The sequence below is a fragment of the Tellurirhabdus rosea genome (assembly GCF_026278345.1).
Classification (GTDB): domain Bacteria; phylum Bacteroidota; class Bacteroidia; order Cytophagales; family Spirosomataceae; genus Tellurirhabdus; species Tellurirhabdus rosea.
In genome coordinates this window covers 5445781-5459883 of record NZ_CP111085.1, presented here as the reverse complement: position 1 = coordinate 5459883, position 14103 = coordinate 5445781, and the positions used below count along the sequence as shown (strand labels likewise).

The 14103-nt window shown below is 55.0% G+C and carries 15 protein-coding genes; 5 read left to right on the top strand and 10 right to left on the bottom strand.

The window, feature by feature from the left end; all coding sequences use genetic code 11:
* Window positions 1-3 precede the first annotated feature (3 nt).
* The 6 genes from ORG26_RS23005 to ORG26_RS22980 form a co-directional block, all read right to left on the bottom strand.
* Window positions 4-555, bottom strand: coding sequence for a tetratricopeptide repeat protein (locus ORG26_RS23005; RefSeq protein WP_266365998.1), 552 nt, complete (start codon window positions 553-555; stop codon window positions 4-6).
* A gap of 62 nt (window positions 556-617) precedes the next feature.
* Complete coding sequence (locus tag ORG26_RS23000) at window positions 618-974, bottom strand: MmcQ/YjbR family DNA-binding protein (protein ID WP_266365997.1); 357 nt, start codon at window positions 972-974, stop codon at window positions 618-620.
* Window positions 971-1159 carry a DUF6728 family protein gene (locus ORG26_RS22995; RefSeq protein ID WP_266365996.1) on the bottom strand — a complete coding sequence of 63 codons (189 nt, stop codon included), beginning with the start codon at window positions 1157-1159 and terminating at the stop codon, window positions 971-973. Before ORG26_RS22995 ends, ORG26_RS23000 begins: the two co-directional genes overlap by 4 nt.
* Before the next feature lie 86 nt (window positions 1160-1245).
* Complete coding sequence (ispG, locus tag ORG26_RS22990; RefSeq protein ID WP_266365995.1) at window positions 1246-3243, bottom strand: (E)-4-hydroxy-3-methylbut-2-enyl-diphosphate synthase; 1998 nt, start codon at window positions 3241-3243, stop codon at window positions 1246-1248.
* A gap of 168 nt (window positions 3244-3411) precedes the next feature.
* Window positions 3412-4500 carry a mevalonate kinase family protein gene (locus ORG26_RS22985; protein ID WP_266365994.1) on the bottom strand — a complete coding sequence of 363 codons (1089 nt, stop codon included), beginning with the start codon at window positions 4498-4500 and terminating at the stop codon, window positions 3412-3414.
* A 51-nt stretch (window positions 4501-4551) separates the two neighbouring features.
* The gene (locus ORG26_RS22980) at window positions 4552-5778 is read right to left on the bottom strand and encodes a sugar MFS transporter (protein WP_266365993.1); all 1227 of its coding nucleotides are present in this window, start codon (window positions 5776-5778) and stop codon (window positions 4552-4554) included.
* Window positions 5779-6130: 352 nt separating this feature from the next.
* On the opposite strand from ORG26_RS22980, the gene ORG26_RS22975 reads away from it, so the two are divergent.
* The 3 genes from ORG26_RS22975 (at window position 6131) to ORG26_RS22965 (ending at window position 8028) form a co-directional block, all read left to right on the top strand.
* Window positions 6131-6547: a 6-pyruvoyl trahydropterin synthase family protein gene (locus ORG26_RS22975; protein ID WP_266365992.1), complete on the top strand. Its 417-nt coding sequence runs from the start codon at window positions 6131-6133 to the stop codon at window positions 6545-6547.
* Window positions 6510-7241, top strand: coding sequence for a GTP cyclohydrolase I FolE (folE, locus tag ORG26_RS22970; protein WP_266365991.1), 732 nt, complete (start codon window positions 6510-6512; stop codon window positions 7239-7241). The genes ORG26_RS22975 and folE overlap by 38 nt, the downstream gene beginning before the upstream one ends.
* Before the next feature lie 82 nt (window positions 7242-7323).
* Window positions 7324-8028 carry an SDR family NAD(P)-dependent oxidoreductase gene (locus ORG26_RS22965; protein ID WP_266365990.1) on the top strand — a complete coding sequence of 235 codons (705 nt, stop codon included), beginning with the start codon at window positions 7324-7326 and terminating at the stop codon, window positions 8026-8028.
* 99 nt (window positions 8029-8127) lie between these two features.
* Here ORG26_RS22965 and ORG26_RS22960 read toward each other — a convergent pair whose 3' ends face one another.
* Window positions 8128-9060: a sugar phosphate isomerase/epimerase family protein gene (locus ORG26_RS22960; protein ID WP_266365989.1), complete on the bottom strand. Its 933-nt coding sequence runs from the start codon at window positions 9058-9060 to the stop codon at window positions 8128-8130.
* A gap of 215 nt (window positions 9061-9275) precedes the next feature.
* Window positions 9276-10298 (bottom strand): cation diffusion facilitator family transporter, encoded by a 1023-nt coding sequence (locus ORG26_RS22955; protein WP_266365988.1) that lies wholly within the window; start codon window positions 10296-10298, stop codon window positions 9276-9278.
* A 75-nt stretch (window positions 10299-10373) separates the two neighbouring features.
* On the opposite strand from ORG26_RS22955, the gene ORG26_RS22950 reads away from it, so the two are divergent.
* Both ORG26_RS22950 and ORG26_RS22945 read left to right on the top strand, forming a co-directional pair.
* Window positions 10374-10922 (top strand): NUDIX domain-containing protein, encoded by a 549-nt coding sequence (locus tag ORG26_RS22950; protein WP_266365987.1) that lies wholly within the window; start codon window positions 10374-10376, stop codon window positions 10920-10922.
* Window positions 10923-10925: 3 nt separating this feature from the next.
* On the top strand, window positions 10926-11564 hold the full coding sequence (locus ORG26_RS22945; protein ID WP_266365986.1) for a LysE family translocator: 639 nt from the start codon (window positions 10926-10928) through the stop codon (window positions 11562-11564).
* 79 nt (window positions 11565-11643) lie between these two features.
* On the opposite strand, the gene ORG26_RS22940 is transcribed toward ORG26_RS22945, so the two are convergent.
* Entirely contained in the window at window positions 11644-13239 is a 1596-nt protein-coding gene (locus ORG26_RS22940; protein ID WP_266365985.1) for a GH3 family acyl-acid amido synthetase, read from the bottom strand.
* Between the two features lie 48 nt (window positions 13240-13287).
* Window positions 13288-14103, bottom strand: coding sequence for a 5'/3'-nucleotidase SurE (gene surE / locus ORG26_RS22935; RefSeq protein ID WP_266365984.1), 816 nt, complete (start codon window positions 14101-14103; stop codon window positions 13288-13290).

Sequence of the window (14103 nt, the reverse complement as noted above, 5' to 3'; positions counted from 1 at the left end):
TGTTCACCGGGAAGGAACGGCCCGGGTGAAAGGAGGTTGTCTGAGCAGGTAAACCGAGTTTTCGTCCCCCAGATTGACGGCCCGCCGCAGATCATTTTCGGCCTGCTGGATCTGCTGCAACTGAATGCGGGACAAGGCGCGCCACCGGTAGGCATTGGGGTCCTGCCCGCGGGTAAACCAGACGCCTTTATCAAATTCCAGAAACGATTCCTGGTAGTGGCCCAGGGTATAGAAGGCCATGCCCCGGTCGAGATAGCTTTCGGCGAACGTATTATCCAGGGCCAGGGCCTGCGTAATGTCGTACAACGCCGAATACGGATTGTCCTGCATGAGGTGGCATTTGCCGCGCATGGCGAGGGCAATGGCTGACTTGGGATTCTCTTTGACGGCCTTGTCGAAATACAAAAGCGCGTCGTCGTACTGACGGCTCTTGATCAGCCGAATCCCTTTGGCAAACCGGGCCAGATCTTTCTCTGCCGGTGTATCATGGTCGATAAAGTAATACCGGATGACCAGATAAGGAATAAATAACAAACAAAGGAGCGCTACTTCCATAACTCAGGTCGGTTCTCAGGAGTCAACGAAAATACCAAAATCAGCGCACAGAGTCAAAACACTCACTCATTTTCCAGCGTAACCCGAACCGATTTCGGCAGACTTTGCCGGACAAGTTCATACGAGTGATCAATCCACTCCCGCAAATCGGCCTGCCGGATCGATCCATCGACGATGACGGTGTTCCAGTGGGTCTTGTTCATGTGGTAACCGGGCCGCACCGCTTCAAACTGCTCACGAAGCTCAACGGCCCGTTCCGGATTGCATTTCAGGTTGATGGAGGGCGGGTTGGCGTCCAGACCGGTCAGGGCAAAGATTTTCCCGCCTACTTTGAAAACAAGGGTGTCCTCCCCAAAAGGCAGGCTTTCCGTCACCCCGGGCTTGGCCAGGCAATACAGCCGCAGTTCTTCTACATTCATCGGATGAAGGCCCGGTACAGCATCACCAGGATACAGAACAGAAACATCAGAATAGAAATCCGGTTGATAATGTGCATCGTCCGGAGGTTGATGTTGGTGGGGGCGTTCGGATCGGGTTTCTGAAAAACCCGGATGAAATACCGGAACACGTCGCCTATCTTGAAATATTGACCAATTCGTGACATAGAAGGAAAATCGTTAGGGGGTTGGAGGTGTAATAAATTGAGAAAGCCAAAAGTTTTAAGTTTTCCAAAAAACTTTCGGCTTTCGGTTAGCCTTCCGCGCCGGGGCTTTCCGGTTCCAGCCAGCGACCGTCTTCCCGGATGAGTTCGATGAGTTCATCAACTGCCCGGTCGGCCGTGACGGACTTCTTGATGACCTGTTGGCCCCGGTAAAGCGCAATCTTGTCTTTGCCGATTCCCACGTACCCGTAATCGGCATCGGCCATCTCGCCCGGCCCGTTGACGATACAGCCCATAATGCCAATTTTGACGCCTTTCAAATGATCGGTCCGCTTCCGGATCATCGCGGTGGTTTCCTGGAGGTCGAACAGGGTCCGGCCGCAGGAGGGGCAGGAAATGTATTCCGTTTTGGTGATGCGCGTGCGGGCGGCCTGCAGAATACCAAAAGACAGGTCGTTCAGGCTTTTCAACGCCGCTTCGTCCGGTTGGGCCGTTTCGGCGAGCATAATTCCGTCGCCAAGTCCGTCGATGAGCAGTCCACCGGCATCCGTGGCGGCAAATAGCGGCAGGTCCGCCCGGGGAATGTCGCCGTACGTACGCCGTATCACGACCGGGTTGGTGAGGCCGCGACCGAGCAGGTCCACAAACAGGCGGCGAAGGGCGGGCATGCCGTGCGCGTTGGCCGTTTCGGCCAGCAGCACCACCGAGGGGTTCGCCCGGAGGACTTCGGCCAGTTCGTCCGGCAGGGTCGGCGCTTCGTACCGGACAAAGTTGAGGGTGCTGTCCAGCGTATCGGCCTGCCGCAGCTCGTCGGCCGTCAGTAGGGGATATTTGCTTTTTTTATCGTCGAGCGTACGCCAGACGGCATAATCCAGAATTTCTTTCAGTCCATTCGGCAGCATGAATGCCGCGGGCCGGGAACCGGTATAGATGAAATCGACGCCCAGGTCGTTCATTCGCCATTTATCCGGCAGGGGCAGGTAAAAGTGGCCGACCGGACGGAGGTCTTCGTGTTTCTCAACGGGCGTTTGGCTAAAGTCGGCAATGACGCGGGGAACGTTGCTGCCCCCCAGATTACCGGCTTCGTGGCTGGCCCGGCGGGTATAGACGAACGGATTGATCGGATAATTCCTGATTTCGGGAATGGGCTGGCTGCCGGCCGCCCGCTGGGTGTACCGCTCGATCAGCGCGCGGGCCACCGGGGCCTCAAATTCGGGATCTTCCGTCAGCGACACCCGAACCGTGTCGCCAAGTCCATCTTCCAGCAGGGTGCCAATGCCCACGGCGGATTTGATGCGTCCGTCCTCGGCCTCTCCGGCTTCAGTCACGCCGAGGTGTAGGGGATACGGTTTCAGCTTTTCCTCTTCCAGTCGCTGAACCAGCAGGCGATACGCCTGCACCATCACCTGCGGGTTGCTGGATTTCATGGAAAGGACAATGTTGTAGTAGTTTTCGTCCTCGCAGATGCGGAGAAATTCAAGGGCCGATTCCACCATCCCGACGGGCGTATCGCCGTAGCGACTCAGAATCCGGTCAGAAAGCGAGCCGTGGTTGGTCCCGATGCGCATGGCCGTGCCGTATTCCTTACAGATCCGGACCAGCGGCAGGAATTTTTCGCGGATGCGTTCCAGTTCGGCGGCGTAGGAGGCGTCGGTATAGTCGATAAACTCAAACCGTTTGCGGTCGGCGTAATTGCCGGGGTTGATCCGTACTTTCTCCACGATCCGGGCGGCCAGTTCGGCGGCATTGGGCGTGAAGTGAATGTCGGCGATCAGCGGCGTTTTGTAGCCGCGCAGCCGCAGTTCTTTCCGGATATTGTCCAGATTCTGGGCTTCCTTGACGCTCGGGGCCGTGATGCGGATGTATTCGCAGCCTGCTTCAATCATCCGAATGCACTGTTCGACCGATCCCAGCGTGTCCATCGTATCGACGGTAGTCATGGATTGCACGCGAATCGGGAAGTCCGATCCCATAGGAAGGTCGCCGATGGTCACCGAAACGGTTTTACGACGTGAATACTCGGTCAGCGAGTTGCAGTACAGAATCGGGTTGGTGGTGAGTGTTGGTTGCGGAGCGAGAACGTCCATACAGGCTTGATTTCGTCAAAACTATCTGCAAAGGTAACGAAATAAATAGGCAAGACGTTTCCGGCTACCCACCCGATTGCCGATTATGCCCGGCGTCCTCCGGAAAGAAAGCCCGGAAGCGGCGCTCCGTGCTTCAACACTCCACTACCCGTCGTCCGATTGGCGAAGTCAGGGGATGACTGTCGGTTCGGCCAGCGTTCCCTGGTCAATGTTGATGATGTAGGCCAGTCCGCCTTCCCGCTCAATGGCCTCGGCCACACTGGCGGCATGACCGGGCGCATAGGCAAACATGCAGCCCCCGCCGCCCGAACCGTTAATTTTGGCCCCCAGTGCCCCGGCCCCCAGCGCAGCGTCAATCATCCGGTCGATTTTGGGCGTTGAAATCTGCTGGGCAGTTCGCAACACGTTCTGATGCTGGGTCAGCAGTTCGCCCAGCCGGACATGGTTAAGGTCGGCGGCTTCCAGCACCTGCCGGGCTTCCCGCAGCAAATCCCGGTTGGCGACGGTCCCCGACAGCAGCCGGAACTCGTCTTCGGACAACATTCGGCTGAAATTATCCAGTTCAAGGGTGTCGGTCAGGTGCAGGGAAAAGTCCGGATTCAGCTCCTGAACCTTTCTGACGATTTCCTGAACCCCGTTTCGGACGCGGCGGAGAATCCCGATGGTGTCTTTCGGCTCCTGCGAATCTCCCAGGACGAAGGCCCCGAGTTTGGGACGAAGTTCCTCGATGCGAACCGCAGGCTCCGTCTCCAGATAAATGACATTGCCCAGGGCCGTGGCATAATGGTCCATCGTTCCGCCCGGTTCGCCAAATTCCTGCACCTCGGCCTCATGGGCCAGTTCGGCCACCCGGCGCCGACTCAAAGGCCGGGGCCGGTCGCTCATTTGAACCAGAAAATGAATCCAGGACGTAACGAGGGCCGTGGAACTGGAGGTGCCCGAATTCAGCGGAATATTGCCCCGCACGGTGCCTTCCACGCCTTTTGAAAAGGTGAAGTCGTGTTTCAGCAACACGTTGTAGGCCGACCGGAAATAGTCGCGTTCCTGCCCGTAGGCCAGCGGCTCGTCCGTAAAATCGAACTCAACGCGGCTGCGGATGTCGGGCAGTTCGATGATTGTGTGCCGGTCGGCGCGGCGGGTGCCCGTGATGGAAACGCGCCGGGAAATGGCGGCGGCAATGACGGGCAGGCCGAGGTAATCAAGGTGCTCGCCGAAAAGGCAGATTCGGCCGGGCGTGGAAGCGGTCAGAGCGTTCATAAAAGAAGAAAGCACGCGAGGCCGGGTTTCTAGGCTTCGCGTGCCGTAAAATTACCAGCGGGTTTTCTTGTAACCCGAAACGGCGTAGTAAAGAATAAAGCCAAACAGCGGCAGGAGCATGGCGTAAGCTATCTTCGGACTTACTTCGTCGGTCAGGTAGCCGTGCAGCAGCGGCAGCAGGGCTCCGCCCGAAATTCCCATAATCAGCAGAGCCGAGCCGATTTTGGTAAACCGTCCGAGCCGGTTAAGCGCCAGAGGCCATACCGCGGGCCAGATGGGGGCGAGGCCGAAGCCCATCAGCGCGATGCTCAGTACGGAAGAGAATCCATCGGTGAGCAGGGCGGCGGTCGTCAGCACCAGTCCCCAGATCGCGCCGAAACGGAGAGCCGTTTGCTGCGAGATTACTTTCGGAATCAGGATGATCCCGGCCACATAGCCCGCCAGCAGGCCGTAAAGCGTGTAGGTCGTAAAGTATTTGGCCTCGTCGTTGTTGAAGCCCAGCGCCTTGCCGTAGTTGATGATGGTATCGCCCGCAATGACTTCCACGCCGACGTAGCAGAACAGGGCCAGCACCCCGAGGACCAGATTCGGATAAGCCCATACACTGCTGTGCTGGGTCGCTTCGGACGCCGGGAGATCATCCTGCTCTTCGGAAACTTCGGGCAGGCTTGAAAAACGAATCAGCAGAGCCAGCACCACCAGCACGCCGGTCAGAATCAGGTAGGGCGTAACTACCTTTTGCAGGCTGGCGGCTCCCGAAACGACGTTGGCGCCGGTCAGCAGCAGGCCCCCAAAGATATACTGACTGATGATGCCCGCCATTTTGTTGGCAATGCCCATGAAGCTGATCCGCTGCGCTGCGCTTTCCCGCGGCCCCAGAATGGTCACGTACGGGTTGGAGGCGGTTTGCAGCACCGTCAGGCCGATGCCGATCAGGAAGAGGCCGACCAGAAACAGCGGATAGGAAACGGCGTTGGCGGCGGGCACAAAAATCAGGGTCCCAACGGCCATCACCAGCAGTCCCACCGACATGCCATTCTTGAAACCGGTCTTTTTGAGCACCTGGGAGGATGGAATGGCCATCAGGGTGTAGGAAATGAAAAAGGCGAAGGCCACCAGATTCGAGCCGAAGGTGCTCAGATTGAACGCCTGCTTGAAGAAGGCAATCAACACGCTGTTGACCCAGGTAACAAATCCAAAAATAAAAAACAGGGCGCCAATGATGAGCAGAGGGCCCAGAAAGCTTCTGGTTTGGGTCGAGGGGGCAGTTGGAGTCATTTTATGAATTTGAAAAGATATGTAGCAAAGAAATAGATTTTAAAAAAGTTTAAAAATTTTTGGTCTTCAATCTTTCACGCCGTTGGCTTCCGGCAAAAAATTTGGGGAACAGAAAAGGCTGGCTATCTGTTCATTAAATGAGGCTGTCGGTTTTGTTTAACTTTTTGGTGTAAACTTTGAACAAATTGCCCGGGCAGCCTGTTAGCTTTGCGTGACACTTACCCGAAGGCGCGACGAATTACCGGCTAATCCTACCGCCTGACGGCTCAAGCTGTGTTGCAGACAACCTTTCTGACGACAGTTGAGTTGCTGAATTTTACACCAATCCGAAGCCAAACGGTTTCTACGTTCAATGACAAGCAAACGGGTAGCGGTGTTCCGCAGGGAACACTTTAACGCGGCGCATCGTCTTCACAATCCAGCCTGGAACGATGAAGAAAACCAACGCGTTTTTGGAAAATGCAATAATCCGAATTTTCACGGTCATAACTATGAACTGATTGTTCAGGTGACCGGGGAAATTGATCCGGGTACGGGTTACGTATACGACATGAAACTCCTGAGCGACCTTATTCGGGAGCAGGTAACCGATCGTTTCGACCACCGAAATCTGAATCAGGACACCGAAGAGTTTCAGAACCTGAACCCGACCGCCGAAAACATTGCGGTGGTGATATACGAGAAACTGCGCGAGCGCATCGACGCCGCCTATGACCTTAAAATTCGTCTTTATGAAACCGAACGGAACTTCGTTGAATACCCCGCCTAACGGAAAAAACGGCCACAACGGCCATCACCACGGCCTGAGCCTGGAAGAAATCGGCGAAGAACACGTCGGTACTTCGTATGAAACGCCCCTGCGGGAAGACGCCTTTGCCCTGGACGACGATTTGAAAATCGAACTCATCGAAAAGCACTTCCGGGAAATCATGAATATTCTGGGACTGGACCTGACCGACGACAGCCTGTCCGGCACACCCCGGCGGGTGGCTAAAATGTACGTTCAGGAAACGTTCAAAGGCCTTAACCCGGCCAACAAACCCAGCGCAACCCTGTTCGAAAACCGGTATCAGTACAACCAGATGCTGGTGGAAAAAGACATTACGGTGCATTCCACCTGCGAACACCATTTTGTCCCCATCATCGGGAAAGCCCACGTGGCCTATATATCGAGCGGGAAAGTAATCGGGCTGTCGAAGCTGAACCGGATTGTGCAGTACTACGCCAAGCGTCCGCAGGTGCAGGAGCGTTTGACGATGCAGATTGCGGCCGAACTGAAAGAGGTTTTGCAGACCGAGGACGTGGCGGTCGTCATCGACGCGCGTCACCTGTGCGTGTCTACCCGCGGTGTCAACGACATTGCCAGCTCAACCGTTACGGTACATTACAGCGGAAAATTCGCTGAAGAATCCGTTCGGAGCGAGTTCCTTAAGCACATCAGCACGCCATCACCGGCAGTTTAACAGGATTTGGCAAAACATTTTTAATGAACAAAGATTAATGAGTGGGAGGGACGCCTCCAACTCCATTATTCTTTGTTTTTTTATGACCCTATTTTCCGGAAAAACCATTCTGATCATCGGCGCCAGTTCGGGTATCGGCCATGCGCTCGCTTTACACCTGCAGGAACAGGGCGCGACCCTCATCACGGCCGGTCGCCGTCAGCCGGAAGGCGTTCAGTCGCAGCATTTTACCTGGGATGTCAGCCAGCCGGCAGGGGACACGTTCGCCACGCTGCCGGACACGCTGCATGGCCTGGTGTACTGTCCGGGCACCATCAATCTGAAGCCGTTTCAGCGTTTGCAGCCGGATGATTATCAGACTGACCTCCAAATCAATGTACTGGGGGCGGTTGACGCGATCAAAGCGGCCTTTACTGCCCTCAAAAAGCCCAAAAATGCCAGTGTGGTTCTGTTTAGCACAGTAGCCGCCAAAGTAGGCATGGGCCTGCATTCGTCCGTTTCGGTTGCCAAATCCGCCGTGGAGGGGCTGGCGAAATCGCTGGCGTCCGAGTTTGCTCCCTACCAGATTCGGGTCAATGCCCTGGCCCCGTCCCTGACCGATACCCCGCTGGCCGTCAACTTGCTCGAAGGCGAACGGCGGGATGCCGCCAATAAACGCCATCCGCTCGGTCGGGTCGGGCAACCGGAAGACATCGCCGCCATGGCTGCCTTCCTGCTCTCCGACCAGGCCACCTGGATCACCGGCCAGGTCATCGGCGTCGACGGCGGAATGGGAACATTGAAGTGAAAAGTTAAAAATTAAGAGGTAAAAGTAGGGCTCCGCTGATTCAGATTTCTGACTTAGCGGAGCCTACTTTTACCTCTTAATTTTTAACTTTTAATTCGATCAAACCATCGGTCCCACCCGGTCCAGCAGGGCTTTGGTCTTTTTGATGCCTTCGTATTCGTCGAGCTTACTGCCTTCGAACTCGATGCCGACGATGCCTTTGAACCCACTGTCTTTCACAATTTTGAGCATCCGGTTGTAGTCCGTATCCAGGCAGTTTCCGCTGGCGTCGAAGTCATAGGCCTTGGCGCTGACCCCTTTGGCAAACGGCATCATCTCGGCTACTCCTTTGTAGCGGTCGTACTCTTCGACACACTTTCCGCCCCATTCGGTGCCGTCGGAGCGTTTGATGCAGAAGTTGCCGAAATCAGGCAGCGTACCGACGTTTTTCATATTGACCTGCTTCATGACGCCGACCAGCCACTGTCCGTCCGAAGAGTAGCCACCGTGGTTTTCGACGATTACATTGATACCGAAAGGCTTGGCGAATTCGCCGAGCTTGCCCAGTCCCTCGACCGCCGCTTTGGCCACCTCCTCCCGACTTCCGCGGCCAAACGAGTTGACCCGGATGGTTTTGCAGCCCAGTGTTTTAGCGCACTCCACCCATTTTTTGTGATTCTCGACCGCCTGGTTCCGCGTACCGGCGTCTGTTTCGGCCAGGCCGCCTTCCCCGTCGATCATAATCAGGTGGTTGCGTACCCCATTGTCTTTGCAGCGCATCATCAGTTCCTTGAGGTAAGCCGAATCCTGGGCCTTGTCCTTGAAAAACTGGTTGACGTACTCGACAATCTCGATTCCAAATTCTTTTTTGGCCAGACCCGGAAAATCAAGGTTGGTTATCTTCTTGTCAAACAGTGCTTTATGAAGCGACCATTCCGCGAGGGAGATTTCGAAGAACGATTTTTTGGCGGCTGCCTCCGCGAGCGGGGGGAAGGTAAGAGCCGCGACGGACAAAGCTCCGAACTGTTTGAGGAAAGAACGGCGGTTTTGCATAGTAAATAGGTTATGGGGTGTAAATGGCTTCTTTTCGCGTAAAAATAGCAGATATTCAGAATCCCGGCTACTCCAAAAGAAAAAGGCCGCCCGAATGATGCGGACAGCCTTTCTGGTTATGAATACAACCTGAATTAAGTATCTCTCTAAGGGAAACACTAAAATTTCACCGTAAATTACAAATTAATCTACCTATGTCAAGAGAATTTGATAATTTATTCTGATTTCTTTTCGGTTACATAGTGCGATGCAGACTCGAAATGCTTCTGATTGCTGGAAATGTTGGCTACAGTCCATTGAATATCACGAACAAAGGCATGACCCCGAACCGGGCAGTCGGCGACATGGCAGTAATGACAGCAGTCCTGAAGGCACGGATCGGCATGGACGAAAATTTCCACCTCCCCGTCGCTCTCCCGTTTCATCACCGCTTCGAAGTGCTGAACTTCGGTATGAACCCGCGTTAAATCCCAGTAATACGGCATGGTCAGGTGACAGTCGATGTGCAGATCGGCTCCGTAGCGCTGTACGCGAAGGTTATGGACATCGATCCAGTCGGGGTGCTTATGCTGGTTCAGAATGGAAATGATCCGCTGCAGGAGGTCCAGATCCGTTTCGTCCATCAGTCCGGCCACCGACGCGCGGATGAGCGTAAAGCCGTTAAACGTAATGATGAGCGACAGCAGAAGCGACAGGGCGCTGTCGATCCAGAGCTGGCCGGTCAACATGATCGCACCGATCCCCAGAACAACGAACAAGCTGCTGAGGCTGTCGGTGAGGAGGTGGCGGCCGTCAGCGATCAGCGTAATGGAATTGGTGAGCCGACCGTTTCGCACCAACAGCCAGCCCACCAGTGCATTGGCCGCCGTGGTGATGGCAATCAGCCAGAGTCCCGAGTCCAGGTTTTGGATCGGGTGCGGGGCGAAGTAAGAACGAACCGCCTGAATACCAATAAAAATGCCGGCCGAAAGAATCAGGGCACCTTCGAAGCCGGAAGAGAAAAACTCAATCTTCCCGTGCCCGTACGGATGGTTGCGGTCGCGCGGCTGGCCCGCCAGATAAATGCTGTAGAGCGCAAACCCGCTGGCAACGACGTTGATGATCGATTCGAGGGCATCCGTCAGGATGGCGGTAGAGCCGGTCAGCCACCAGGCCGTAAATTTTAGGAGCATCAGCACCAGGCTCAGGCTGAGGGAGATGCTCATCCACTTATATTTTGTCCGCTGGACGGAATTCATACCGGAGGAAGGGGATTGTTGTTGAAGCCCGCAAAGGTACAAAACCATACAGGATTTCTCCGTACCTTTACGGCCATGAATCCAACCGAAAACCCCTGGAAAACGCTAACCAGCAACGTTGTTTACTCGAATAACTGGCTTCAGATCAGGCATGAAGAGGTAGTAACGCCGTCCGGCACGCCCGGGATTTACGGCGTTGTCAGCTTCCGCAACAAAGCCGTGGTGGTCGTTCCCATTGACGAAGCAGGCTATACGTATCTGGTTGGGCAGTACCGCTACCCGCTGGAAGAGTATTCGTGGGAAGTGCCGGAGGGCGGCTCGCCGCTGGGAACGGATATTCTGGAGTCTGCCAAACGCGAATTGCAGGAAGAAACCGGGCTGGTGGCGGGAAAATGGACAAAAATCGGACGGATTCACACCTCCAACTCCGCGACCGACGAGGAAGGGTTCCTTTTCATTGCGGAAGACCTCGTACAGGGAGAGCACGCGCCCGAAGAAACGGAGCAGCTGCAAATCAAGCGGGTGCCGCTCACCGAGGCGGTGGAGATGGTCATGAAGAGCCAAATAACGGATGCGCTCAGTGTGTGTGCCCTTCTGATGGTCGCGCGACTGAAACAACTCTGACCTATGGTTGAAGCTTTTTTCTACGGACTGGCTACCGGCATACCCTTGTGTATGACCTTCGGCACGGTCTTTTTTTCCCTTTTGCAGAATAGTGTCGACAATGGCTACCGGGCTGGTGTTAAAATCGCGCTGGGCGTGATCGTCTGTGATCTGGTGTTGATTGTCTGCGCCCTGTTCGGAACGGCTTTTCTGCCCAGAGTAGAAGGTTTTGAATACTACGTGACGGCCGTTGGAGTTGTTTTTCTGCTGGCGATCGGCATGGCCAACCTCTTCCGGGGAACGCCGCGACTTGCTTATCCCAAAACGCGGTTCGGCAATTTTGTCTATTATTTCTCGACCGGTTTCCTGCTGAACGGCTTAAATCCGATCAATTTCATCACCTGGGTAGCGCTGGCAGCCTACCTGGACAAATCACTTCATTACAGCCTCAACGAGCGGGTTGTTTTTCTCCTGGCCAGCGTCCTCAGCATCTTCCTGACCGAATCGGCGATTGCTGTGTCCGCGCACAAACTCAAGCGATTCTTCACGCCGCGGGTCGCTTTCTGGTTCAACAAAACAACCGGCATCGTTTTCATCGGCATCGCCCTGCAACTCGCCTGGTCCCGGCTGTGGGAACCCGTGGTGGCGCTGATTAAGGATTGAATATTGAATGAAAGAATGATTGATTTGCTCCGCAGTGCTGGAATGTGCGATGCCAATCAATCATTCTTTCATTCAACATTCAATCATTCAACCCCTCGGCTCTGACTTTCCGGTCGGCTTCGATCTGAACGCCTTTGGTGGCCAGGAAGACCTCCCAGTCGCTGATAAGGGTCTTTTTCAGAACGCGGGGAAATTTATGCTGCCCGCCCATTTTCCCCTTGGATTCCATCCATTTGTAAAACGTGGACGAGGGAAGAACCGTCAGGAAGACATCCCGCAGCGCGTGGCGGCGTTCGACGGTATAATCGTCGTTGAGTTCTTTCAGCTTCTGATCGATCACCTGCCGAAGCGTTTCGGGATCGACCGGATCGTCCGTTCCGACGTACCAGTGGTGCGCAAAAAGCGGGTCATACCTGATACCGGCCACCGTAAACTCCCGGACGGTGATGCCCAGTTCATGCGAGGCCAGTTCAACGGCTTTGTTCATGTTGTCCACCGACAGATGCTCCCCGCAAAGGCTGAGAAAATGCTTGGTCCGGCCGGTGATCACGATTTCGCTGTGCGCTTTTGAGGTAAAGCGGATGGTGTCGCCGATCATGTATCGCCAGGCGCCCGAGCAGGTAGACAGCAGCAGCGCATAGTCCCGGCCTTCTTCTACTTCGTCAATCATCAGCGTTTTGGGCTTGCCGAGCAGTTCGCCGTCGGCGCTGAAGTTCTCCTCCGTAAACGGGATAAATTCGAAGAAAATGCCGTTGTCGAGCACCAGCTGCATGCCGTCGGCATTCGGATGGGTCTGGTAGGCAATGAATCCCTCCGAAGCCAGGTACGTTTCGATGTAGGTAATCGGGCGCCCCAGCAGCTTTTCGAAGCCTTGTTTATAAGGTTCAAAAGAAACACCGCCGTGGCAAAAAACCTCCAGATTCGGCCAGATTTCGTGGATGTTTCTGACTTTGTAATGGGCGATGATTTTCTCCATCAGCAACTGGATCCAGGCCGGTACGCCCACCACAAAACCGATGTCCCACTGGGCCGCCTGTTCGGTGATTTCGTCGAGTTTAACGGCCCAATCGCGTTCCTGCGCGATTTCTTTGCCGGGCTTGTAGAACCGCTGAAACCAGAATGGAATCTGGCTGGCCGTGATGCCGCTGAGGTCGCCTTCAAAGTGGTTGCCACGGAACGTTAGGTTGGTACTCCCGCCCAGCATCAGGTAGCCTTTTTCGTAGACCGTCGAAGGCAGGCTGGGGTAGCGGCCCAGCGTCAGAATCTGTCGAATGCTCGTCTTCTGAATGGCCTTCGACATGGACTTGGTCACGGGAATGTACTTCGAAGCGGCCTCCGACGTTCCGGAGCTAAGGGCAAAATAATTCACCCGGCCCGGCCAGGTAATGTCCTTTTCGCCCTCCAGCGTCCGGTTCCACCACTCCTCGTAAATTTTATTGTAATCGTAGATCGGGACGTTCTTCGAAAAAAGGCGGTAATAGGATTTGTCATCCTCGAAAAGGGCGGCGCTCAGCACTTCCTCGAATCCGTATTTCTTTCCTATTTCAGTATACCGTGCTTTGGCAACCAGTTTGGAAAAGGTCTTTTTCTGCATTTTGGCCGGATTCAGCTTTTTCCGCTGAACGACATTTGTCAGCTTGATGCCCCGCTTTAGCAGACTGCCTAATATTGCCATAATTATCTGGTTTGCAAGTTGTTGGTGACGTGTTACAGAAGCTTTGGTTTATTGATCGACGGCCTGTTCTCCGAACGGATGCGGCACCCCGCTCAAGTCCCAAGTCTGCATTTGCCGGATCGTTTCGTAGCTGGTCAGGTCGTACTGGCAGGGCACCACCGAAGTGCAGTTCTCCGACAGCGCAAACTCATCGGTGTCCTTGCCCGTGTCAAAATTGACGAAGTTACCGGCCAGCCAGAAGTAGCCGCGGCCGTGCGGGTCCCGGCGGTGATCAAACTGCTCCTGCCATTTGGCGTTGGCCTGGCGGCAGATGCGGATTTCGCGCAGCGGTTCGTCTGATTTGGCCGGAAAGTTCACGTTCAGAGCCACCCCTTTGGGCAGGCCGTTCGTCAGCACCATGGAGGCGATTTTCAGCACGTGATCGTGCACATGGGAAAAATCGGCTTCCCGGGAAAAATCACAGAGTGAAAAGCCAATGGCCGGAATACCCTCAATGGCCGCCTCGATGGCCGCCGACATCGTTCCCGAATACAGCACGCTGATGGAAGTGTTGCTGCCGTGGTTGATTCCGCTCACCACCAGGTCCGGTTTCCGGTCGGCCAGCACATGGTTTTTTCCCAGCTTTACGCAGTCGGCCGGAGTGCCGGAGCATTCGTAGGCCGGAATATCATCAAAAATGTCCGTTTTATACAGGCGCAGGGGCGAGGCGATCGTGATGGCGTGACCCATGCCCGACTGGGGGCTGTTGGGGGCTACAACGACGACTTCTCCCAGTTGTTTCATCAGTTCGACCAGCGTACGAATGCCGTGGGCCGTAATGCCATCATCATTCGATACCAGAATCAGCGGTTTGCGTTCCGACAT

Coding starts and splice junctions, on each gene's coding strand:
- ORG26_RS23005 (WP_266365998.1), bottom strand. CDS start 555: ATGGAAGTAGCGCTCCTTTGTTTGTTATTTATTCCTTATCTGGTCATC.
- ORG26_RS23000 (WP_266365997.1), bottom strand. CDS start 974: ATGAATGTAGAAGAACTGCGGCTGTATTGCCTGGCCAAGCCCGGGGTG.
- ORG26_RS22995 (WP_266365996.1), bottom strand. CDS start 1,159: ATGTCACGAATTGGTCAATATTTCAAGATAGGCGACGTGTTCCGGTAT.
- ispG (WP_266365995.1), bottom strand. CDS start 3,243: ATGGACGTTCTCGCTCCGCAACCAACACTCACCACCAACCCGATTCTG.
- ORG26_RS22985 (WP_266365994.1), bottom strand. CDS start 4,500: ATGAACGCTCTGACCGCTTCCACGCCCGGCCGAATCTGCCTTTTCGGC.
- ORG26_RS22980 (WP_266365993.1), bottom strand. CDS start 5,778: ATGACTCCAACTGCCCCCTCGACCCAAACCAGAAGCTTTCTGGGCCCT.
- ORG26_RS22975 (WP_266365992.1), top strand. CDS start 6,131: ATGACAAGCAAACGGGTAGCGGTGTTCCGCAGGGAACACTTTAACGCG.
- folE (WP_266365991.1), top strand. CDS start 6,510: ATGAAACCGAACGGAACTTCGTTGAATACCCCGCCTAACGGAAAAAAC.
- ORG26_RS22965 (WP_266365990.1), top strand. CDS start 7,324: ATGACCCTATTTTCCGGAAAAACCATTCTGATCATCGGCGCCAGTTCG.
- ORG26_RS22960 (WP_266365989.1), bottom strand. CDS start 9,060: ATGCAAAACCGCCGTTCTTTCCTCAAACAGTTCGGAGCTTTGTCCGTC.
- ORG26_RS22955 (WP_266365988.1), bottom strand. CDS start 10,298: ATGAATTCCGTCCAGCGGACAAAATATAAGTGGATGAGCATCTCCCTC.
- ORG26_RS22950 (WP_266365987.1), top strand. CDS start 10,374: ATGAATCCAACCGAAAACCCCTGGAAAACGCTAACCAGCAACGTTGTT.
- ORG26_RS22945 (WP_266365986.1), top strand. CDS start 10,926: ATGGTTGAAGCTTTTTTCTACGGACTGGCTACCGGCATACCCTTGTGT.
- ORG26_RS22940 (WP_266365985.1), bottom strand. CDS start 13,239: ATGGCAATATTAGGCAGTCTGCTAAAGCGGGGCATCAAGCTGACAAAT.
- surE (WP_266365984.1), bottom strand. CDS start 14,103: ATGTCGGAACGCAAACCGCTGATTCTGGTATCGAATGATGATGGCATT.